General features: G+C 43.2%; 22 protein-coding genes and 1 tRNA gene. 12 read left to right on the top strand and 11 right to left on the bottom strand.

Annotation, left to right across the window (positions count from 1 at the left end; translation table 11 throughout):
- Window positions 1-25 precede the first annotated feature (25 nt).
- Together R2I63_RS04235 and R2I63_RS04230 are read right to left on the bottom strand one after the other, a co-directional pair.
- On the bottom strand, window positions 26-1,720 hold the full coding sequence (locus R2I63_RS04235) for a ShlB/FhaC/HecB family hemolysin secretion/activation protein (RefSeq protein WP_316359210.1): 1,695 nt from the start codon (window positions 1,718-1,720) through the stop codon (window positions 26-28).
- Window positions 1,721-1,757: 37 nt separating this feature from the next.
- Entirely contained in the window at window positions 1,758-4,277 is a 2,520-nt protein-coding gene (locus R2I63_RS04230; RefSeq protein ID WP_316359209.1) for a filamentous hemagglutinin N-terminal domain-containing protein, read from the bottom strand.
- Window positions 4,278-4,386: 109 nt separating this feature from the next.
- Between R2I63_RS04230 and R2I63_RS04225 the strand changes: the two genes are divergently transcribed.
- Both R2I63_RS04225 and R2I63_RS04220 read left to right on the top strand, forming a co-directional pair.
- Window positions 4,387-4,638: a hypothetical protein gene (locus tag R2I63_RS04225; protein WP_316359207.1), complete on the top strand. Its 252-nt coding sequence runs from the start codon at window positions 4,387-4,389 to the stop codon at window positions 4,636-4,638.
- A gap of 13 nt (window positions 4,639-4,651) precedes the next feature.
- Window positions 4,652-5,020 carry a transposase gene (locus R2I63_RS04220; protein ID WP_316359205.1) on the top strand — a complete coding sequence of 123 codons (369 nt, stop codon included), beginning with the start codon at window positions 4,652-4,654 and terminating at the stop codon, window positions 5,018-5,020.
- Between the two features lie 396 nt (window positions 5,021-5,416).
- On the opposite strand, the gene cgtA is transcribed toward R2I63_RS04220, so the two are convergent.
- The 6 genes from cgtA to R2I63_RS04190 form a co-directional block, all read right to left on the bottom strand.
- Window positions 5,417-6,427, bottom strand: a complete 1,011-nt coding sequence (cgtA, locus tag R2I63_RS04215) for an Obg family GTPase CgtA (RefSeq protein WP_316359203.1) — start codon at window positions 6,425-6,427, stop codon at window positions 5,417-5,419.
- A 72-nt stretch (window positions 6,428-6,499) separates the two neighbouring features.
- On the bottom strand, window positions 6,500-6,751 hold the full coding sequence (gene rpmA / locus R2I63_RS04210; RefSeq protein ID WP_316359201.1) for a 50S ribosomal protein L27: 252 nt from the start codon (window positions 6,749-6,751) through the stop codon (window positions 6,500-6,502).
- A 9-nt stretch (window positions 6,752-6,760) separates the two neighbouring features.
- Window positions 6,761-7,072 (bottom strand): 50S ribosomal protein L21, encoded by a 312-nt coding sequence (gene rplU / locus R2I63_RS04205; protein ID WP_316359751.1) that lies wholly within the window; start codon window positions 7,070-7,072, stop codon window positions 6,761-6,763.
- Between the two features lie 302 nt (window positions 7,073-7,374).
- The gene (locus R2I63_RS04200) at window positions 7,375-7,737 is read right to left on the bottom strand and encodes a hypothetical protein (RefSeq protein ID WP_316359199.1); all 363 of its coding nucleotides are present in this window, start codon (window positions 7,735-7,737) and stop codon (window positions 7,375-7,377) included.
- Window positions 7,738-7,949: 212 nt separating this feature from the next.
- The gene (locus R2I63_RS04195) at window positions 7,950-8,420 is read right to left on the bottom strand and encodes an IS630 family transposase (RefSeq protein WP_316359746.1); all 471 of its coding nucleotides are present in this window, start codon (window positions 8,418-8,420) and stop codon (window positions 7,950-7,952) included.
- The gene (locus R2I63_RS04190) at window positions 8,407-8,775 is read right to left on the bottom strand and encodes an IS630 transposase-related protein (protein WP_316356278.1); all 369 of its coding nucleotides are present in this window, start codon (window positions 8,773-8,775) and stop codon (window positions 8,407-8,409) included. The genes R2I63_RS04195 and R2I63_RS04190 overlap by 14 nt, the downstream gene beginning before the upstream one ends.
- Window positions 8,776-9,299: 524 nt before the next feature.
- Between R2I63_RS04190 and R2I63_RS04185 the strand changes: the two genes are divergently transcribed.
- A complete protein-coding gene (locus R2I63_RS04185; protein ID WP_316359197.1) occupies window positions 9,300-11,003 on the top strand; it encodes a peptide ABC transporter substrate-binding protein in 1,704 nt (567 codons plus the stop codon).
- 3 nt (window positions 11,004-11,006) lie between these two features.
- Here the strand turns inward: R2I63_RS04185 and R2I63_RS04180 are convergent, their stop codons facing one another.
- Genes R2I63_RS04180 through R2I63_RS04170 form a run of 3 tightly spaced genes read right to left on the bottom strand, consistent with a single transcriptional unit; the run spans window position 11,007 to window position 13,452 of the window.
- Window positions 11,007-11,852: a metal ABC transporter permease gene (locus R2I63_RS04180; RefSeq protein ID WP_316359195.1), complete on the bottom strand. Its 846-nt coding sequence runs from the start codon at window positions 11,850-11,852 to the stop codon at window positions 11,007-11,009.
- A complete protein-coding gene (locus R2I63_RS04175; protein ID WP_316359193.1) occupies window positions 11,845-12,561 on the bottom strand; it encodes a metal ABC transporter ATP-binding protein in 717 nt (238 codons plus the stop codon). Before R2I63_RS04175 ends, R2I63_RS04180 begins: the two co-directional genes overlap by 8 nt.
- 6 nt (window positions 12,562-12,567) lie before the next feature.
- Window positions 12,568-13,452, bottom strand: coding sequence for a metal ABC transporter substrate-binding protein (locus R2I63_RS04170; RefSeq protein WP_316359191.1), 885 nt, complete (start codon window positions 13,450-13,452; stop codon window positions 12,568-12,570).
- A gap of 176 nt (window positions 13,453-13,628) precedes the next feature.
- Between R2I63_RS04170 and R2I63_RS04165 the strand changes: the two genes are divergently transcribed.
- The 9 genes from R2I63_RS04165 to R2I63_RS04125 all read left to right on the top strand — a co-directional run bounded on the left by R2I63_RS04165 (window position 13,629) and on the right by R2I63_RS04125 (window position 20,215).
- Window positions 13,629-13,716 (top strand) — tRNA-Ser (locus tag R2I63_RS04165).
- A 62-nt stretch (window positions 13,717-13,778) separates the two neighbouring features.
- Window positions 13,779-14,240 (top strand): transcriptional regulator NrdR, encoded by a 462-nt coding sequence (nrdR, locus tag R2I63_RS04160; RefSeq protein WP_316359189.1) that lies wholly within the window; start codon window positions 13,779-13,781, stop codon window positions 14,238-14,240.
- A gap of 9 nt (window positions 14,241-14,249) precedes the next feature.
- Window positions 14,250-14,615, top strand: a complete 366-nt coding sequence (locus R2I63_RS04155) for a TraR/DksA family transcriptional regulator (RefSeq protein ID WP_316359187.1) — start codon at window positions 14,250-14,252, stop codon at window positions 14,613-14,615.
- A gap of 4 nt (window positions 14,616-14,619) precedes the next feature.
- Complete coding sequence (lspA, locus tag R2I63_RS04150; RefSeq protein WP_316359185.1) at window positions 14,620-15,159, top strand: signal peptidase II; 540 nt, start codon at window positions 14,620-14,622, stop codon at window positions 15,157-15,159.
- Window positions 15,134-15,817 (top strand): hypothetical protein, encoded by a 684-nt coding sequence (locus tag R2I63_RS04145; protein ID WP_316359183.1) that lies wholly within the window; start codon window positions 15,134-15,136, stop codon window positions 15,815-15,817. The genes lspA and R2I63_RS04145 overlap by 26 nt, the downstream gene beginning before the upstream one ends.
- Entirely contained in the window at window positions 15,814-17,037 is a 1,224-nt protein-coding gene (locus tag R2I63_RS04140) for a nicotinamide-nucleotide amidohydrolase family protein (RefSeq protein ID WP_316359181.1), read from the top strand. Before R2I63_RS04145 ends, R2I63_RS04140 begins: the two co-directional genes overlap by 4 nt.
- On the top strand, window positions 17,034-17,840 hold the full coding sequence (locus R2I63_RS04135; protein ID WP_316359178.1) for a class I SAM-dependent methyltransferase: 807 nt from the start codon (window positions 17,034-17,036) through the stop codon (window positions 17,838-17,840). Before R2I63_RS04140 ends, R2I63_RS04135 begins: the two co-directional genes overlap by 4 nt.
- The gene (locus R2I63_RS04130) at window positions 17,830-18,645 is read left to right on the top strand and encodes a TrmH family RNA methyltransferase (RefSeq protein WP_316359176.1); all 816 of its coding nucleotides are present in this window, start codon (window positions 17,830-17,832) and stop codon (window positions 18,643-18,645) included. The genes R2I63_RS04135 and R2I63_RS04130 overlap by 11 nt, the downstream gene beginning before the upstream one ends.
- A 133-nt stretch (window positions 18,646-18,778) precedes the next feature.
- Complete coding sequence (locus R2I63_RS04125) at window positions 18,779-20,215, top strand: hypothetical protein (protein WP_316359174.1); 1,437 nt, start codon at window positions 18,779-18,781, stop codon at window positions 20,213-20,215.
- Window positions 20,216-20,311: the final 96 nt, after the last annotated feature.

Here is a 20,311-nt window from a genome sequence, read left to right as displayed (position 1 = left end):
AAACATGTGCTACACAATTTATGGATTAATAACCGACAATGAGTGCGAAGTGTAGGCGTTGGTAGGGACCTCCGAGGTGAAGGTTGTGAAGCTGGAAACCCCAGTCTGCTCGGAAAGTAAGATAGGGGATGATATTATAGCGAACACCGGGGCCGAAGCTCATGAGATATGTAGTTTTGTCTTGAGAAGGAGCGGTCTGTTTGACTCCAGATAGGCCATAGTCGTAGAAAACTAAGAATTGAATCTCATCATGGAATTTTTTCCATCCGGCAAGAGCGTTAAGGATACTAACCGGCGGAGTACGGAATTCAAGGTTCCAGATAAAAGCGGCGTCACCATTGACGATTCTTTCCTTGTATCCGCGGACAGTGTTATAGCCACCAATACCATATTCTTCTGAAGGAAGGAGGTTGATGTTTGCAAGTTGTCCACGGAAATAGTTGTGGATAGACCAGTCTTTATAAAAGCGCCAGATGAAGGTGAGTGCTGTTCGTGTGTAGACATATTGATTTTTTGCAAAGGGGCGGAGCGACTCGTAGTCGGCATTGGTTTGATCTGAAATCCATTTTCTTGGAGACCAAAACCCCTCGATTTCCAAAGAGATGGAGAGGGGAGGGCTTTCAAAGCCCATGTTGTATCCGAGCATGAGTTGTGTCAGATTCACATTATTCTCAGAAATAATTGGAACGCCGCCGAGGTCAAGGTTGTTGTTGGTCCGTTTGAAATCAAATCCCCAAGTGATTTCATGCAGGAAGTTTTTGTAGGGTTTTAGTGGAATATCATATCTCAAAGAACCTTGAACGGAGAACCCATGAGTATGGAACATGCTTCCTTCAATGTCTGGAACGGCAAAGTCTGCATCGACGTGGGAGTAGCCACCATAAATATTGAGCATATGTTGCCAGGGAAGGGGAACTTCATAAAAAGCTGTATGGGCCCAGTACCGTTTAAAATCGGAGGAGGAGACAAACTGGTAAGAAAGGCGTTGGTCACTCCAAAAGACGTTCCCCCAGTTAAACCCTGTAAAGAGGCGGTTGTTGCCTGTAACATCATTACCAGTGTTATCGATTCCTGCATAGATACGCAAAGGGAAGCGATCAGAACAAATGAGCTCGACATCAGTGGTTCCTTCCTCTTCTCCTGGAGTGTATATGCCATCGATATGCCGAAAAGGGTTTTTGTTAAGCCAGTAGAGGTTTTGATTTAAGATATCTGAGGCAATTTTTCCGCCTGGCTCTAGTTGAATCGCTTCTTCAAGACGATCGCTTTTGAACCATTTATTGCCTTTGCAATAGATTTTTCCGAGCTTTCCTTCTGTGATAACCAGTTGCAAAACTCCCGTGGAAATATCTTGATGGGGGACTGAAATAGTAACAACTGGGCGGTCATGATTTTGGTAGTATTGGATGACACGCTTTTTGATTTCGGTAATGGTTTCTTTATCGAGAGGTTGGTTGTAGTAGATGCGGACCCTTTGTTTTAATTCGACAGTTCCTCCAGGTAAATCGACATGGTAGCTCATGACTCCGTGGACATCGTGATATCCTGCGGGGTTAAGATCGGCTTTATTTTCTAAAAGAATGAGGCCCTTAAAGGGGGGAGCAGAAGCATTGACTTGTATTGGGTGAGAGGCGGTATCATGATCGACAAAGGAAGAGTGTTTGACTGTTCCAAATAAAACAAAAGGAATGAATAAAATTGTCCAAACGCATTTTCCCATAAGCGACATTTTGTCATTATTTTAGCTTTTATTCCACTTAAAAATTCTTATCAGGAATTGGATAGAGGTTAGGTTTTCGAATAAAATATGGCTCTTCTTCGCTGGTAAAGAAAATTGCCTGATTCGTAAACTCATCATAAGGATGAAGGTCTCGCTGCATCTCCGCCGTGAATGGACCTATATAATTTGTCAAGATTCTAGAAAAATCGACTTGGCTTACTTTTGCTTTACCAATTTGGATCAAGCCTGATTCTTTATGAAAGAGGGTAAAAGGAGCGTTAGATAAACGGCTTGGGTACGTTGTTCCCCATTTTTCATGATTTGTACTTAAGTATTGAAGAGAGGGAGAATAGCGGTACCCATTCAAGGTTCCCTCAATAGTATTAAAGTCTCGCTTGGAAGAAAAGATCTTAAGAGGGGAGTGTCCTGTAGAGATTAACGTATTGATTCCCATCGCAATTCCCCCATTACTTCCCAGGTGATCAACGACAATGGTTGTTCCTTGCTCTCCAATACTCCTGATTTTAGAAAAGTTTTCCATGATAAGAGATTTTCCAAGAATAATAGAGCTCCCGTGCGTTGTAGAAGAAACTGTACTTTCCCCATATAGATGAAGGCTCCCTTCAGTGACGAGCAAGTCAAGATCTCCTCCCTGGGCGCTGATCAACGTTTGATCATCAAGTCGGATCGATGATCCAGCCGAGATAGACAATGATCCTAGTGTTGAAGAAACCTGAGCTTGATCTTCAAGGGTTAAGGTTTCCCCGGGAAGTAGTATGACTTGTCCCCCCTCGACTTGAACATTTGGGCCATCAAGATAAAGGTCTTTTCCCGCTCCGATAGAGACGGGACCCGATCCCCCTCTCATGGAGCCATGGTCTAGTAGAGTGAGGGTTTCCCCTGCGCTGATGAAAAGCCCGCGACCTGTAATTAAAGAGGTATCAAGGATGGCAAGGTCTCCTTTAGCATTCACGTGGACCCCTAAGGGAGAATTTAGCGTAGAGCCTTTCATTAAAAGAAGTTCGCTTCCGAGACTTAGATGGATCGGTTTTTGTGAGGTGATTTGGCTTTGATGGAGGTGGCAATGATGCCCCACATTGATAGTAATGGGTGCCATAGAATCGATCCTCCCGCCCTCTAGAGATACAGAGCCAAGGGGACCTGAAATCAAAAGAGGAGCGCATCCTGGAGAAACTAGCCCTCGCTCAATCGAAAAGGACCCGCTTAGATTTTTGATTGTGAGTTCCGTTGTCCGATTTGTGGCGTAGAAAAGAGCCCCTTCTTCGATCCAAAAGTTTTGTGCTCCATCAATTAGAAGCGCGCCACCTCCCAAATGTCCCCATTCCCCAGTCAAGAGGATATCTCCCTTTGTTTTCCAAGATAGAGTTCCCCCATCAGTCATGAGTTTTCCTGATACTTTACTTGGTCCTTCAGATGATAGGGTAAGGTTCTTCCCATAGAGTTCCCCCAAACATGAAAGATCTCCCTCAATCTTGAGATTCTGCCCAATTAGTTTTCCTGTGATGGTTGCTTTAGGAGCAATCAATTCTATCGCTCCACTTCCAACATTGGTAAGTCTTCCCTCGATCAAAATACCATCCGCGCTTTTTGTACAAAAAATCAGAGGATAAGGGCTGTTGAAAGTGTGGTCGATATCCTCTTTAAGGATGATTGATCCCGGTGCGCCTCCTTCGCCTTGGTAGGATGTGGTGATCGTAACCGGTCCCTTTCCAAGTTCCTCAATAAGCTTATCAATGGTAATATTACTAAAGTCCGAGCTGGGGCCATCCTTCAAATTATAATTGTAAGAGGAGGTTGTACTAATCGTCACATTTGATTCAGGGTCGAGAAGAAGGCATCCTGTTCGCTGGATCTCTCCATCATGATAAAACCCGTTTCTTCCAGAAATTTCGATATCCCCAACGTGAGCCTTCCCATGAAAATGGGTGACTCTGTCTGACAAAAGATACACATTTTCTCCCCTTACCAATCCCGATTGGGTAACAATGGTCTTTTTCTCAGAGTGGACATAGACCCGTCCCCCAACCTTACTGACCTCAATTTCATAAGGGTTTTCTTCAGCGCGCACGTAGGCATGTTTCCCGACTCGAGAAAGAATCTCTCCCGAGATATGTACCTCTCTTCCGAGTAATGCAAGAGCACCATTTTTTGCCGAGATGCTTCCTTCAACGATGACATCTTTCAAAGACGATGCAATGAGTCCCCCGACTTCAACCCTTGATTCTTTTCCAAACAAGATGCCATTTGGATTGATAAGAACAATTTGCCCGTTACTGGTGAGCTCGCCATAAATTTCACTCCTTCTCTTCCCTGTAACTTTGTTAAGAACCCAGGCCTTTGTGCTAGGTTGAATGAACTCCACATGTTCTTGTAAAGCAATCGAAAAGTCTTTCCAATAGATGATGGCTCCATCGCTCGCTCCAACTTGGAGATTTTGCCCCACCTTTTGGAGACTGCAGGAGCCCTTAATCGTCTCCATTCCTGAAGGATTACCCCAAAGAGAACACGCAAAAATAAAAAAAATGATTAACCACAAACGCACGTTACCTTCTTATTAGAATTTGCCAAGAATGTCTATAATATTTTCTGGCATTATAAGCGTAAATTTGGGGAAATGTCTCCCTGTTAGGTGGGGAAGGCCATAAATGGTAGCTCGAATAGATAGTGCATTCCATCACTTCGGAAATGGAAGTGATAGATATGTGATTCACAACGTTACTCGAGATAATTTGTCTGCTTACGACCAAGCATATAAGGCTAAAGTACAGAAATTTTATGAGGAAGTGCCTTTCGCTGAAGAGCGCATTGTAAGTAGATCTGAATTTCAAGCTGATCCTTTTTATATTAAATATCAAAATAAGAACAGCGGAGGAAAAGGTGTTCCAAGGGTTAAGTAAAAAATATTTTAAGTTGTTAGAGCCTCTAATGGAAGAATGGACGAGCAGAAATTGTCGAGGAAGAAAACTTCATCCATGGAGACCTGTTATCAACTCAATTTTCTGGGTCTTAAGCGCAGGATCTCCCTGGTGGGCTCTGCCCAAAGGAAAGAATTTTGCTCATCGCTCAACGGCTCATAGCTGGCTTGGAAAAATGGAATCAAAGGGGTTTTTAGAGGGGGTTTTAGTCAAGCTTATTGAGGTCGCTGAGCTTATTGGAGGTGTTGAGCCAGATAGATTGAGCATTGATGGTTTTTTTTCCAGTGGAAGAGGCGGCGGAGAAGAAGTTGAGCACGGTTATAAGGGAAAAGGAGTCACATCCCATTTATTAGTTGATTTGTAAGGAAGACCTTTAGGAATCACTACAACATCGGCTAAGGGAGATGAACGAGATCAGGTTAAATTGAAAGTGTTGAAGAATAAAGTGATTCCGTTGATACCATACCGAAAAGGATAAAAGGCACGGAAGGGGATATGTTACCTTGAGAAATTTAGGTGAAAAGTAGAGCGTACAATCTCCTGGCTGAAGACAAGATATAGAAGAATCTCAAAGAGATGGGAAAGGAGGGTGAAATATTGGAGAGGGTTTTTACAGTTTGCCCTTATAGATTTTTGGTTGAAGTTTCTGGTTAAAAATATTTATTAAATACAGGATAGGCTCATAATCCTCTTTAAACAGGTAACGGGTGTTAATTTAGGGCAAGTTGTTGAGGTACACGAGGAAGCATACGGAGAGTAGTCAACGATATTTTTTTCCATTTGCCTGAGCAAGGGAGCGTATTTTTCCGATGAATGGTTGAAGCCCCTTTTCTTCAAGGGCAGAGATTTCGAATAGAGTATCCTTGGGAAAAGGATATTTCTTTTTGAAGGCCTCAAGGTGCTCTTCATTTCCCTTATCCACTTTATTGAGGGCGACTAAAAAAGGTTTCTTTAGAATATCAGCGGAATATTCTTCCCCTTCTTTTCGAAGGGTTAAAAAATCCTCGAAGGGATCACGTCCTTCTTCTCCAGAAATATCGATAAGATAGATCAAGGTAGATGAGCGCTCCACATGCTTAAGAAAAGAAAGGCCCAATCCTCGGTTGTTGTGGGCATCAGGAATGATTCCTGGGATATCAGCTAAGTAAATACGCGAAAAATCATCAAACTCCATATAGCTGAGGTTAGGTTTTAGCGTCGTAAAAGGGTAAGCGCCAGTTTTGACTTCAATCGCTGCCAGTTTTGATAGAAGGGTAGATTTTCCTGCATTAGGGAATCCCATAAATCCGACATCAGCAAGGAGCTTCAGTTCCATCTCAATACTTTTCACATCTCCGGGATGTCCCGGAGTGCATTTTGCCGGGGCTTGATTCGTGGGCGTTTTGAAAAAGGTGTTTCCCTTTCCGCCCTTTCCGCCCTGGCATAAGTGAAATTCTTCACCCGGCTCGGTTAGATCATAAAGAAGCCCGCCTGTTTTGCTATCATGAATAAGTGTGCCACAGGGAACTTTCAACACGAGGTCTTTGCCATTTTTGCCTTGGCGATTGTTGGTGCCACCGCACCCCCCATTTTCAGCATGTATTAGGCGTTTGTTGCGGAATTGATCAAGGGAGTAAACTTGAGGATCGCTTTTGATAATAACGCAGCCGCCAGATCCCCCATTGCCTCCATAAGGACCACCTTTTGGGATGTATTTTTCGCGGCGCCAGGCGATAACACCATTGCCTCCCTTTCCCGCAGATAATTTTAGCCTTACGCTATCCGTAAACATCTAATTCCTTCCAAAATACAAAATAGGCTCAAATGAGCCTATTCTTAGTTAACTGTAAAAACGCAGGTGAATTTACTGAGAGGGAGCGACAGAAACGCAAGTATTCTTTCCACTGCGGAAATGAACAATTCCATCGATCAGAGAAAAGAGAGTATCATCTTTTCCACGCTTTACATTTTTTGCAGGGTGCCACTTGGTGCCACGTTGACGGACAATAATGCTTCCTGCAGTGACATATTCACCGTGTGTTGCTTTGATCCCAAGACGCTGTGCGTTCGAATCTCTTCCGTTTCTACTTGATCCTTGACCTTTCTTATGTGACATACCGTTTCCTTACTTCGCTTCGATATCGGTGATTTTAACAACAGAATATTTTTGTCTATGGCCTACCTTACGGCGGTAGTTCTTTCGACGCTTATATTTGAAAGAAACCACTTTTGGGCCTTTAGTATCTCCAATGACTTCTCCCTTAACTAGGCATTTTGCCACGTGAGGAGCGCCGACATGGGCGGTCTTCCCGTCGTTAAAAAGCATAATTTCATTGAATTCGACAGCTCCGCTCTCAATTCCGAGTAGTTCGACTTCGATTACATCACCTTTTTCAACCCGGTACTGTTTACCGCCGGTATGAATGATTGCATACATAATTCGTTTCTCCATTAATAGAATCGCCTATCATAGAGAAATATCACGAAAGTGTCAATCATTTTGTAATAGATAGGGCTAACGCATTAAAATGTTGCTTTAACTTGTCGACTTTGAAGATCGGCTTCAGATTTTTTTTGAACACCGCTCTCATGATGGCACTATACTCTGGTTTTTAATGAGAAAGTAAAAGGTGTTTTTTACAAATTCAAACGTAATGGCTTATGATGTCGGTTTTCAGAAAGTATACAAGTCACATCTGCTCTGATGTAACAGCAACAGTGCATGAGTCTTTTTCATCCTCATCCACCTTTCATAAATTCTTTAATCGCAGGGCTTTTGTCATTTCCGACCTGATCATCAATAAACAGGGCAATTTCCTGATCAAAATCAGGTGCTCCTGACCCCTTGATCCATACCTTAGCCGGATCAAAATTTCCCAAAGATCTCTTGATTGCGGCTTGGCAGATGCGTTCGCTAAAATATTCAGACTCACCACCTCCAGGACGTTTTTCAACATTTTCAAGTCTCTTTTGCGCAATTTCGGGGATATACAAGGCTTGGTCTTGTGTTTTTAACTCTTTGTAAACACGAAAAAGGGTCTCTCTTTGGATATTCGCTACGTCATTATTCTCTTTGCACAGCTTTGTGACCGATTTTGTCACTCAAGCCTCTATACTTTCTGCCCAAATTATAGCGGCTCTTTCAGCAGGCGACAATCCTTTATTGATCTCCATAATCAATTGTTGTATCAGACCAATCTTATGGTACATACAGCTGTCTTCTGACAAATGGTTTGAAAGAGGCGTTTTTGGAAACTTAAGCGCTAGTTTGTCTATCACTAGTTGAGCTGTATAGCTAAAGTGACTTAAATTAGTTATAGGCAGTACTCCTTGAAAAGTTCGTCTATTCCACATTGATATTTTCTTCGCTTAGACTTTGCCTGTGCCCACTTGTGTTCAATAGGGTTTAGATCAGGGGAATAGGGAGGAAGATATTCCAAGGTATGGCCTGCAGCCTGGATCTTCTCTTGCATAGATTTGCTTTTATGGAATGAAGCATTATCCATAACCAGAATACTTTCAGAGGGAAGTTTCGGTAGCAAGTCCTCCTCTGCCCAAATGGAAAAGGCGTCTGTATTAATATTGCACTCGAATAACGCAAGTGTAAGGAGGCTTGTTCCAAGTAATGCCCCTATTGCATTTGTTCTTCCTTTTGCTCCCCAATCATGAGTGCCAAAACATCGCTGTCCTATTTTGGAGTAACCGTGGGTGCGGGGCATATCATGGGCAAACCCGCTTTCATCAATATATACAATTGGCTTTCCCAAACGTTTATATTCTGCGATTTTTCCTTGAAAGATTTGTCTTTTTGTTTCGCAGGCCTTGGGATGGTTGAGAGTTTTTTTTATAGCTAATTCTTAACCTCTTCATGGCACACCGAATGCCTGAAGTGCTTACGTTGAGACGATGTGCTCGTTCATAGTTGAAGGCATCAGGGTATTTCTTGATATCCTCCATCAAGATCTCTCTATCAATCTTTATTGCAGGTCTGATTTTAGTGCGCCTCGGCTCTAACCTCTTAGACCAGAGAAACACACTATTTACACTTACTCCAAAGCGTCTTGCTACTTGGGCAAAGCTTAATTTTTCTTTGCTTCGGATTGATAGAACTTTTTTTCTAAAATCTAGCGAATATGTCATTCAAAAAATTATAACTAAAACGAAATATTTTAGCTATACCTAGGACAAAGGAGCTCATGGCATTTGCTTTTAGGGCTTCTCTATGGAAAAAACATATCAAGCTGTTAATAAATAGATATGTGCACAAACTTTTTTTAACAAAGAACTTTCTGCTTTCCTGTGGAGAAGAGTGATATGTAAAAATTCCTTGAGCTATTGTTGATAAGGCAAAAGACTTCTTTTGGGCTGTTAATGGAATCTTGCTGAGTAAGGAGAATTTATGTGAAAATTTGGAATAAATGACTCCAAAACTAACATTGCCTAAAAATCTAAATATCACTGGAATTGCCATAAAAAACCCTCTTTTTTTAATTGAATTCACAAGTGAGCTGGAGAGGTCTAATATTTTCGCGGGTTATTTTCAAAATAATAGAAAAAAGTCCTTGATGCCTCCGATAAGGCATGTTTCAGCCTATTTTTCTAAGGTATTGTCGTTGAAGTAAAATTAATTTCTCAAAAAAGGTTTTTCTACTTGAAAGGATTATTTGGGAGGTCTAGAATCTCGGCTTCACATTGACTGTGCGGCGGGTGAATGTTTTGTTTTGTCTCGCATGATTGAAGCTTTTTACAGGGTGGTAAAAGTGAAATTTTTTTTGATTCTTCTTATCGTTCCTTTTTTTATTGGATGTGGCAAGAAACAGTCCGGGCATGATCTAGAGAGTAGTTCTGGTGGCCGATGCGCTCAAATTCCTTTTTATTGTTCCGTACGCTCGCTTGATCCCAGGGTTGCAAATGATTATCCTACAGCGCATGTGATTCGGATGCTGTATGAGGGGCTCATGCGCTTAGGGCCAGATGGGGAAGTCGTTCCGGGTGTGGCTGAGAGATATGAGGTCTCAGAGGATCAAAAGACCTATACGTTTTACCTTCGAGATTCTAAATGGACGAATGGGGACCCTGTCACTGCCTACGATTTCGAGTATGCATGGAAAAAATCCGTGTCTCCGCAATCTGCTCAAACAGGGGCGTATACGTTTTATACCATTCTAAACGCAGCAGCTTGTTTAGAGGGAACGGTAGATGTCGATCAAGTGGGAGTCAAAGCGCTTAATGAAAAGACTCTGGTTGTGGATTTGGAGCACCCTGCTCCCTATTTTTCTTACTTGACATGCTGTACAACCTTTGCCCCTGTTAACAAAAAAGTAGACCTGTCAAATGGGGACTGGGTAAGGAATGCAGGAAGTTTTGTTTCAAATGGGCCATTTTTACTTCAAGAGTGGAAAAAAGATGATTTTCTATTGCTTAAGAAAAGTCCGCACTACTGGGATAACCAGCAGGTACAACTCAGTGGAGTAAACATCCAAATTGTTCAAGATGCAACAACTCAATTTTATCTGTACGAAAAGGGTTCTCTTGACTGGTTAGGCGAACCCTTCTCGCCGATCGCTCTCGATATTGTTACGGATCATAGACTGCAGGATAGACTGCATTATATTGAATCTATGGGATTGAGTTGGTTTTTTATGAATACAGAGCAGTTTCCATTCACAAACAAAAACTTTCGCAAAGCGCTTTCCCTTTCGATCAATAGACAAGAGCTTGTTGATCATGTGCTGCAAATGCAAGAAAAGCCTGCAACGGGAATTTTAGGTTCCAAATTAAGACTCCAAGAAAAGCCCTACTTTCACGATGGAGATCTAGAAGCTGCACGCGTGCATTTCGAAATGGCTTTGGAAGAACTTGGTGTGACAAAGGAGGAGCTGGGACCTTTGGTTGTTAGAAGTCGGAGTCGGTCTTTGGAAATCCGTATTATTCAGGCGATTCAAGAGCAATGGCGTAAAGCATTTGGCATTCAAGTTGAGATTGAGCAGTCGGATTGGCCAGTGCACTTTACCACTATTTCAAAAGGAAATTTTCAAATCGGTGAAATGGCATGGTTTTCGTGGATTGCTGATCCCTTCTACATGTTAGAAACCTTTCGAAAACGCCACCTTTCCGCCAATATGTGTCGATGGGAGCATCCTCTGTATTATCAATACCTCGACAAAGCAGACTTCGAATTAGATCAGGTGAAAAGGAAGGAATTATTTAGGAATGCCGAAGCATTGCTCATGGAAGAGATGCCGATTATTCCCTTGTATTTCCATAATCTTACTTACCTTAAGAATCCAAAATTGCATGGTGTCTATGTTTCTCCGCTCAAAGAGATAGATCTGAAGTACGCGTACTTTTCCTCTAAGGAAGATTAGGAGCTAGCCTTTTTTCCGCAGTAAATTTAGCAAGTAGATTGTTGTTGCTGTGAGACCAATTGTAGCTCCTGATGGCCAGTTCAAGGCAAAAGAAATCGACACGCCAAGAATCGAAGTGATCCCTCCGATGATAATTGCAATGCCCATCATTTTTGAAAGACGATGGGTAAAGGTATTTGCAATGGCTGCAGGGAGCGAGAGAAAGGCGATAATAAGAATGGCTCCTACCACCTGAATCATGAGGACCACAGTTAGCGCGATTAAGGAGAGAAGGAGAAAGTAAAGTAGCTGGACATTTTGGGCTTGCAGAGCAGCCTGATTCTCATCAAAGCAGACCGCCAAAAAGCGGCGGTGATAAATGGCTGTGACTCCCAAGACAGCAGCATCGAGCCCAAAAAGCATGTAGAGATCTGCATGGCTTGCCCATAGAATATTTCCAAAAAGATAGTTTGTAATCTCATTTGTATAGCCTGGTGTTAGCGAAATCATGATGACTCCAACAGACATTCCAAATGCCCAGAGGGCGGCAATTACAGTATCTTCTCTCTGTCGATAATAGAGGCGCACCGATCCTATGAGCCATGCTGAAAGAAAGGCGGCAATAAGAGCTCCATGGATGGGTTCCAACCAAGAAACATTGTAAACTCGCTTAATATAAAGGGCTACACCAAGCCCTCCGATTACAGAGTGCGCAATGCTTCCGCTTAAAAATACGATCCGTTTAACAACCACATAGGACCCAATAATCCCCCCAGCAATAGAGGCTCCAAACGCTCCTAAAAGGGCCATCAGCAAAAAAGGCTCGGTAAAAATTGCGGTAATAAAACTTATGGGCGAAAGGCTAGCCATGGCTATGCCCTCCTGGTTTGTGATACATTCCTATAGCAAAGTGTGCACAGACGTCCTTTGGAAGCATGGAGGATACCTCATGCTGAAAGCAAAGCACGCGCTCAACGTTTTGAATAATTGCATCAAAGTTGTGAGTGACAATCAGAATGGTTTTTTTTCCCTGTAGACCTTTTAAGTAAGCAAAAATCGCTTCCTCAGATTTTGCATCCACATTTGCGGTCGGCTCATCTAATAAAAGAATATCTGGATTGCACATAAGCGCTCGAATGATCAAGACTTTTTGTGCTTGCCCTCCAGAAAGAGAGCCGAAAGGGCGGTTTTCAAAGCCTTGAAGGCCCACCTCGGTGAGGAGTTTCTTTGCCCTCTCTCGCTCTCCCTTCGGGAATTTTCCTCTCCAATTTAGTTTTGCCAAGCTTCCTGTCAAAACAACCTCCATCACTGAGATGGGAAAATCCTTATCGTAAGCATTTATTTGGGGGACATATCCAATCTTCGTTCGGGCTAAAACGGGAGATCCTCCCAAAACTTTAACGCTTCCGTTGTTTGGCACAAGAAATCCTAACATCAGTTTAATAGCTGTCGTTTTTCCCCCGCCATTTGGTCCAACGATTCCAACGTACTCACCTTTATTTACCTTAAAAGAGACTTTTTTGAGGACGTCAATAGAGTCATAAGAGAAGGAGAGTTGATTAAAGATGATCGCACTCATTGCTATTTACTTTGTTATGGCGTTTGCGATCTGTTGAATGGTTTCAAGGGGATCCAGAGCTAAAGGATTGAAGCTCTCGATTCTTATATTCAATTTTTGTGCAATAAGTTCTGTCCCTTTGTTGTTAAATTGGGGGGCGGTGAAAGCACAAATAACATCGGAATTTTTTGCGAGGCGGAGGATATTAGTAGCGTCTCTTGCTAAAGGTTCTTTCCCTTCGCATTCAACGGTGATTTGCGTTAAGTTGTATTCATGACAGAAGTAGCCTAGGGCGGGGTGTGAGACGATGATTGCCTTTTTCTGGAAGGGGCGGAGCTCTTCTTGTAGGTTTTGATCAATTTCCTTGATTTTTTTGATTAACACATTTCCATTTTCGTTGTATTGGCTGGCACTATCAGGGTTAAGCTTAGAAAGAGCTTCAACCATGGAGCTGACTTGAGGAATGAGAGCCTGCGGCCCAAGCCAAATATGAAGATCCCTAGAATCCTTCAAGTGAAGGTTGACGTCGTGACAGGCATTGACAACATTTGTGTCTTGAGAAAAGGAAAGTAAAGAAATTTTTTTATCAAGTTCTAGGACAGGTGTTTTTTTGTCTCCTTGATTCATAGCTCTTATAAGTTTGCTCTCATAGGCTTCCCCCACTCCAATAAAAAGGTTGGCATTTTGCACTTTTTTCATTTGATTAGGAGTGATCTCAGTTGCGTGGGGACAGAAGTTTTCTCCAAGCGCTGAGGCAACAGTCATTGTGTCACCAACAATGGCTTGAACGAGTGAAACATAAGGAGGGATGCTTGTGACAACAAAAGGTTTCCCTGAGGTGTGAGGGCTATTCTTTTGGCATGAAGCTAAAAAAACGATCAAAAGAAAAATCGAGAGAAACTTTTTTATCATAACTAACCTATTTTGGTAACCACAGAGGCTTTTGCCAGCATCTTACTCTAAAACATTTCTTCTGTCGAGGACTGAATTCTGATTGTAAATTAATTCTAGGAAGGTTAACATGCCTCTATTTATACCAATCCACAGAAAAAATCATAGAAAGTGGAGCTGGATTTTTGGCCCCCTATGGAGGAGTGTCCGAGCGGCCGAAGGAGCACGCTTGGAAAGCGTGTATACGTGATAAGCGTATCGTGGGTTCGAATCCCACCTCCTCCGAATTTTTTTGTATGCCAGAAATTGTGGGATTTGTATAAAGCGCATAATTTGGTGGAAAGGTTATGAAGTGCCCTTTTTGTGGACATGATGAGTCAAAGGTGACCGATTCTAGGAATGCGAGCGAAACCAATGCCATTCGGCGGCGGCGTGAGTGTTTACAGTGCAACAAACGTTTTACCACATTTGAGACGGTTGATATTTCTCTTCAAGTGCGCAAGCGAGATGGAAGTTACGAAGACTTCAGCTTACAAAAATTGGTTAAAGGGCTTGACAGTGCCTCCCGCCATACCAGAATTAGCCATGATCAAGTCCGGGATTTAGCGTCTCAGATTGCCAACGAGCTTGTAGAAAAGCAAGTGAGGGAAATCAGTGCGACAAAGCTTGGAGAGTTGGTGATGGAGAAACTGCACGCGCTAGATACTGTGGCATACATTCGCTTCGCCTGTGTCTATCGCCGGTTTAAAGATGTAGATGAAATTATGGATGCAATTTATACAATTGCTCCAGAAGAAGTAAAAAAGTGAGGTCGTAAAATGTCCCTTAAGAAAAACGAAATAGAAACATTCAAAAAGCGCCTTTTGGAAATGAAAAAGCAATTAGGGTCTTCCTTGAAAGCTGTTTCCGATGACGTGAAAACTCCTGATGATTCGAAAGGATATTCTCAACATCAAGCTGATGAAGGAACCGATGATTTTGGCCAAAGGATTAGCATTGAAGTTTCATCTAAAGAGCAAGGAATGATTCGTCAAATTGATCGTGCTTTAGAAAAAATTGAAGAGGGCAGCTATGGTGTTTGCGATCTTTCTGGAGATGACATTCCGGTAAAGCGCCTTGAAGCGGTTCCTTACGCAACGATGACTGTGGCTGCGCAAGAAAAATTTGAAAAAGGGCTTTTATAGCACGATGAGAAAGGGGAGAGTTTGGATTTTAACACTGCTAGCTCTCTGTCTTTTTGCGCTTGATGTGTCCACAAAATATTGGGTGCAACATCACCTTATCGGGATGCAGCACGCGTCTCCCTTTTATCCTTACGGTGGAATTGGGGTGTTTAAAGATTTTTTGGGGATTGATTTTTGCATCAACCTTGTGAGTAATAAAGGGGGAGCCTGGGGGATTTTTTCTTCCTATCCTATGATCCTTTTGAGCGTTCGTATAGGGATTATCTTGGTGCTTGCCATCTATACCTTTTTTGTAAATAAGCTGCGCAGGCGAACAATTCCCTTTCTTATGATCCTTGTGGGTGCCGCTGCAAATATTGTGGATTACTTTGTATACGGCGCTGTTGTTGATATGTTTCATTTTGTTTTTTGGAACTATTCCTACCCTGTTTTTAACGTAGCTGATATGCTCATCTTCTTTGGTGTGGCTACTCTTTTAGTTCAGACGCTTATCGAAAAAGTAAAGAGGGATCCTAATCATGCGGCTCAGCCATCCAAAAGTTGAAGGTAATTTACAAGCCTCTAAGTGGCTTTCTCACAGAGCTCTTCTAGACTCTGGTGAAATGCAAGCTCTACTGAGTTCCCTTCCTTCCTTTTCAATCTACAACGTCTCTGAGCTCGTTGATATACAAACGGCTCGGATCTCAATCGAAGACTTTCTTGTTCGCTACGTTGATTATATTACAACGATTAAGGCGGGGCTCATCCCAGATGAAAAATATTTAAAGCCTTTTTTTTCAGCCGCTTTTTCAGCAAATCCGAAAGCGCTCTATGCTATGGAGGTAAAAGAAGGAAAATATATTATCAAAGCTAAGGAGCCTGTAATTCAACTCAGCCTTCATCACTTTACCTTTTCACCTCAGCAGCAAGCATTTCACTCAATGGTCCATTCGGAAGAAGCTGTAACATGGGGCCTTCAGTTCTCTTACCCTCAGCTCTATTCAAACTCAGTCGATAACGACCTTATTGAAATTTATAAAGACCGAGAAAATCCCAATACACAGCTTTTTCAAACCCTTGCCAAGTGGATGCGAGCCCACACTACTCCCACACCATTTATTGTTGAAGGAAAACCACTCAACGCAACCTTTCGCTTGGGGAAACAATCCCAAGTGTGGGCAAAAGTCCATCCTCAACTCGAACACTTCCGGCTGTCATTATGAGCATTGAAATCCTTTCTATTGGTAATGAATTATTATCGGGGTACACTGTAAATACCAACGCTAGTGCGATTTCCCAAAAGCTTTTGAGCCATGGTTTTGCGGTAGATCGTGTTACTTATCTTCCTGATGAGCCCACTCTTTTGCAAGAAGGGATTAAAGAAGCAATGAAACGCTCTTCCTTTTTGATTACTTCTGGAGGGCTCGGTCCCACAGGAGACGATTTGACGCGCGATATCATTGCTGAAATCTATGGGACCTCCCTTTTCTACGATGAGAAGATTGCTGCCGATTTAATCAAACGATTTGGTGCTAATCTTCCTACGTTAAAAGACCAGGCAATGGTTCCTAAAGGGGCAACAATCATTCAGAATACACTAGGGACTGCACCTGGGTTCATTCTCGAAGGAGAAGCAACAACGATGGTTCTTCCAGGAGTGCCTTCCCAAATGGAATCGATGCTTGGGTGTGTCGTAGCTCATTTAGAAAAACACTCTCTGAAGAAACATGCCACTGAAACCCTCTACCTAGCGCTTCTTTCCGAGCAACAAGTTGATCCTTACTTGCGGACTTTAGAAAAAGAGAATCCTGGGGTACAAATCGGGATCTGCCCGAGTTATGGTGTTCTTTCCGTTTATCTTCATGCTGAAGATGCAAAGATCCTTCCTCCTATTCGCGACAAAATTGCCGAAAAATTTCGAATGCATGTTTATTCTATATCTAACAAGAGGATCGAAGTCGCTCTTCACAAGTGGATGGTCGATCATAAAAAGACGCTCGCAGCAGGGGAATCGTGCACTGGAGGAAAAATCGCGTCTACGCTCACAGCCCATGCAGGATCATCTGATTACTTTTTAGGAAGCATTGTTTCCTACTCCAATCACCTCAAAGAATCTGCCCTTGGTGTTTCTTCAGAAACTCTAAAAACCCATGGAGCGGTGAGCCCAGAAGTTGTGACTGAAATGGCAAAAGGAGTAAAGCGTCTCACAGGTGCTGACTATATCCTGACCACCTCAGGCATCGCAGGCCCCTCAGGAGGAACTCCTGATAAACCTGTAGGAACCGTTTGGATGGCAATTGTCACTCCTGAAAAAACATTTACGGGTCTCCTTCCTATCAAACACTCAGCAGGGAAGAGAGGGCTCGTCATTGACTATGCTGTGACCTATCTCCTCGCTTCGCTTTACCGCTTTCTAAATTATGACACCGAGCCTTTTTCATGAGTTATGCTTTAATCGACAGCGGCAATGAGCAAAAACTCGAGCAATTTGGGGAGTACTCCCTTGCACGCCCCTGCCCTCAAGCCCTTTGGAAGCCAAAGGCGCCAAAACTGTGGAAAGGAGCGCATGCGACCTTTAAGAGGGGAAAAGATTGGAAGGGGATTCCAAAATCGTGGAATCTTGAGTATAAAACCCTCACCTTTAAAATTGTCCCGACAGACTTTGGCCACCTTGGGCTTTTTCCCGAGCATGCCCAGCATTGGGAGTGGATGGATGAAAAACTTTCCAAACCCTCAGAAGTGCTGAATTTGTTTGCATACTCTGGTGCTGCAACCCTTCACTTAGCAAAGCAGGGACACAGCGTTTGCCATCTCGATGCTTCTAAAGGAATGGTCGATTGGGCTCGAGAAAATGCAAAACTCAACAACCTAGAAAAGGCGCCGGTTCGTTGGATCGTTGATGACGCCTTAAAATTTTTGAAGCGAGAAGTGAAGCGGAATCGAACCTATGATGGGCTTCTCCTCGATCCCCCCAGTTTTGGGCGGGGGGCGCAGGGGCAAGTCTTCAAAATCGAAAACGATCTTCCCGAGCTCCTTTCCCTCTGTCGCCAAGTCCTCAAACCCAAGCCCTCCTTCATTCTTCTTACCTGTCATACCCCGGGACTTACTCCAAAAGTACTTGAGCATCTCCTTGAAGATTACTTTCCCTCTCTCTATCTAGACTCCGGTGAAATGCTCATCCCTTCTAACTCCTCATATACACTACCAACTGGTTGCTATGCGAGGGGAGGGAGCAATGTACAATAAGATGATCATTACCAGCTTGCAGAATCCGCGGGTTAAGCAAGCCGTTAAGCTGCGCGACAAAAGAGAAAGAGATCGGTCGCAGTCCTTTTTGATTGAAGGGTATCGTGAGCTTTTACGTGGCGTTCAAGGTGGAGTACCGCTCATTGGGCTATTTTTCTCTCCCGAGCATTTTTTGGGGACTAACGAGTCTGCTCTGATCGAAAAAATTCGAGGGCAGGGAGTCGGAGTCATGGAAGTGAGCAAAGTGGTCTTTGAAAAGATGTCCTATCGTGATCGTCCCGATGGTCTTTTAGCCATTGCAACGCAAACACACCTGTCTCTGCAGGATCTCGATTATAAGGTTTCAAAAGATCACCCTCCATTTTTTTTGATTGCAGAATCTATTGAAAAACCAGGAAATTTGGGAACGATTCTCCGCTCATGTGATGCAGCAGGTGTTGATGCCCTTCTCGTGTGTGACCGCTGTACCGACATTTTCAACCCCAATGTTGTGCGCGCAAGCGTGGGGACCCTATTTACCATACCCGTTGTTGAAGTCAGTAGCAAGGAAACGATCGAATGGCTAAAAGATCACAAGATTAAAACTGTAGCAGCAACGCCCGACGCTCCAGAGACTTTTACAAAAACCGATTTGACCGGCCCTATTGCCGTGGCTGTAGGGACCGAACAACTGGGCCTTTCCAAAAAGTGGCTGGAGCAAGCAGATATCCAAGTTAGTATCCCCATGCATGGCGCTGCTGACTCCTTAAATGTTGCTACTGCAACGACCCTTCTTCTCTATGAAGTTCTTCGCCAACGTGCTTAAAACGAATTGGTTATATTTCGAATTGAATTCAAAAAAATACATTTACTTAGGATAAGAGGTTCTTTTCTCTTGTTCTTAATGCTTCCTTAATTTTAAATTGGCAATCAATTTTTTTAACACAGAGAAGAAGGTTATGGCAGAAGCACTAATTTTAGGTCAGCCGCTTAAGTTTTGGGCTGAGGATAATATCAGGCGGGTATCAAATACAAAAATGGGAAGAGAGGCGGAATCTCTAACATACCGGGACATGTTTGTGAAGTTTGTCACGCATGCATATGAGCAGAAAGGAGAGATCGCAGGGCTTACGAGAGGAAATATAGAGCTTAAAGAGCTTGGTAGAGAGTCTGCCGGACGCATTGAAGTCTTAACTTTTAAGGTTGGCATTAGAGATGAGGTATTAAATATTTCTCCAGGTAAATTGGCTGCGTATATTGTTCGTTTGGAACAGGAACTCGAAGAGCTCAAGGCGACAGAGGTTCTTGAACAAGCAGCTGATGGAAGGGAGCGTCAAGCTGGAATCGATAAACTAGGTGTAAAACTTGCATTAGCACAAAGCTACCAGGAAGTTGTTGGGCCCTTTGTCCAAGAGCTAACAGAGGCTACTGCAGCTGTTGAAAGGGGCGCGGAGGAGTTAGAAGCAGCTCAAAAGCAATTCGGAGAAGAAGCGCAAGCGCTTCAAGACCGCATTGAGGAGCTAGAAAGAGAGGGAATTCCTGCTCATACAGATGAAATTGGCCGCTTGAAGTTAGCTTTGCAAGAAAAAACAAAAGCGTTTGCTGCGCTAGAGATCCAGCACCGAGAATTAGTTGATTTATCAGGAGAAGAACAAGAGCGGCTTGGAGCGCAAGTTGAGCTTTTAGAAAAACAGGTTGAAGAAGCGCGGAGAACGCAGGTTACTACAGAGCAAGCTTTATTGGGCCAACAAAGCGCAAATAATGAACTCAAAGTCGAGCATGCACGACTGTTGGGGGAAGCGGAAAAAGTTGCAGGTGAAAGGGAAAAAGAGCTCCAAAAACTGTTAGACGAAGCAAGCAAACAAAACGATCTGTTTGCGGAGCGTGTTCGACTTCTTGAAGCAGCTCCGGAGGCAGTTGTTCAAAACAAAGCAGACATGCTTGATAGAGTCGCTGTGGTGGTTCTTGGGACAGACCCAGACCTTGGTCTGCTAGAAGCGCGTGTGGGTGAGCATATACAAGCAGAGGGAAGGCTTGCGCAGCTTTATCAACTCGCAAAGCTTCCAGCAGATTCATTTGCGGCCCTTAGCAATGTCATTCAGGCGTTGGGGCGCATTTTCGTGGCTTTTGGCTACGATGCTGAACAGAACTATGAGGTGTCTGTTGGGCAACATGAAGGAAATGTGGCTGAGATTAATAGAAAAGCAGATGATTATGGTCGGGTTGAGCTTGAGCGTGCGAATGCAGTGCGAGATCTAGGTATAGCGCAGCTAGATCTAGTCAGAGAACAGGCAAATAGCAAAAAACTCCTTTCCATTCTTGGAAATGGATTTTCCTGGACTTGGAGTACCATGACTGCTTTTCCTAGGTTCATTTATGACGCGATGCGTTTCTAATTACGGATCATTTTTTGGTGTGCAAGCCTTTGCTTGCGCACCTTCTCTAGATTTTTTTTGTAGAATAAGCTATACTCGAGTGAAATTGTAATTCTT

Source organism: Candidatus Neptunochlamydia sp. REUL1 (genome assembly GCF_963457595.1).
Lineage (GTDB): Bacteria > Chlamydiota > Chlamydiia > Chlamydiales > Simkaniaceae > Neptunichlamydia.
Note: the sequence above shows the minus strand (reverse complement) of the source record. Positions and strands in the feature narration are given on the sequence as shown.

Bases quoted from the DNA above. Each gene is read 5' to 3' on its own strand.
- rplU (WP_316359751.1), bottom strand. From the start codon at position 7,072: ATGTATGCAATCATTCATACCGGCGGTAAACAGTACCGGGTTGAAAAA.
- nrdR (WP_316359189.1), top strand. From the start codon at position 13,779: ATGAAGTGCCCTTTTTGTGGACATGATGAGTCAAAGGTGACCGATTCT.
- R2I63_RS04170 (WP_316359191.1), bottom strand. From the start codon at position 13,452: ATGATAAAAAAGTTTCTCTCGATTTTTCTTTTGATCGTTTTTTTAGCT.
- lspA (WP_316359185.1), top strand. From the start codon at position 14,620: ATGAGAAAGGGGAGAGTTTGGATTTTAACACTGCTAGCTCTCTGTCTT.
- R2I63_RS04145 (WP_316359183.1), top strand. From the start codon at position 15,134: ATGCGGCTCAGCCATCCAAAAGTTGAAGGTAATTTACAAGCCTCTAAG.
- R2I63_RS04175 (WP_316359193.1), bottom strand. From the start codon at position 12,561: ATGAGTGCGATCATCTTTAATCAACTCTCCTTCTCTTATGACTCTATT.
- R2I63_RS04235 (WP_316359210.1), bottom strand. From the start codon at position 1,720: ATGGGAAAATGCGTTTGGACAATTTTATTCATTCCTTTTGTTTTATTT.
- R2I63_RS04125 (WP_316359174.1), top strand. From the start codon at position 18,779: ATGGCAGAAGCACTAATTTTAGGTCAGCCGCTTAAGTTTTGGGCTGAG.
- R2I63_RS04155 (WP_316359187.1), top strand. From the start codon at position 14,250: ATGTCCCTTAAGAAAAACGAAATAGAAACATTCAAAAAGCGCCTTTTG.
- R2I63_RS04135 (WP_316359178.1), top strand. From the start codon at position 17,034: ATGAGTTATGCTTTAATCGACAGCGGCAATGAGCAAAAACTCGAGCAA.
- R2I63_RS04180 (WP_316359195.1), bottom strand. From the start codon at position 11,852: ATGGCTAGCCTTTCGCCCATAAGTTTTATTACCGCAATTTTTACCGAG.
- R2I63_RS04225 (WP_316359207.1), top strand. From the start codon at position 4,387: ATGGTAGCTCGAATAGATAGTGCATTCCATCACTTCGGAAATGGAAGT.
- rpmA (WP_316359201.1), bottom strand. From the start codon at position 6,751: ATGTCACATAAGAAAGGTCAAGGATCAAGTAGAAACGGAAGAGATTCG.
- R2I63_RS04130 (WP_316359176.1), top strand. From the start codon at position 17,830: ATGTACAATAAGATGATCATTACCAGCTTGCAGAATCCGCGGGTTAAG.
- cgtA (WP_316359203.1), bottom strand. From the start codon at position 6,427: ATGTTTACGGATAGCGTAAGGCTAAAATTATCTGCGGGAAAGGGAGGC.
- R2I63_RS04190 (WP_316356278.1), bottom strand. From the start codon at position 8,775: ATGACATATTCGCTAGATTTTAGAAAAAAAGTTCTATCAATCCGAAGC.
- R2I63_RS04140 (WP_316359181.1), top strand. From the start codon at position 15,814: ATGAGCATTGAAATCCTTTCTATTGGTAATGAATTATTATCGGGGTAC.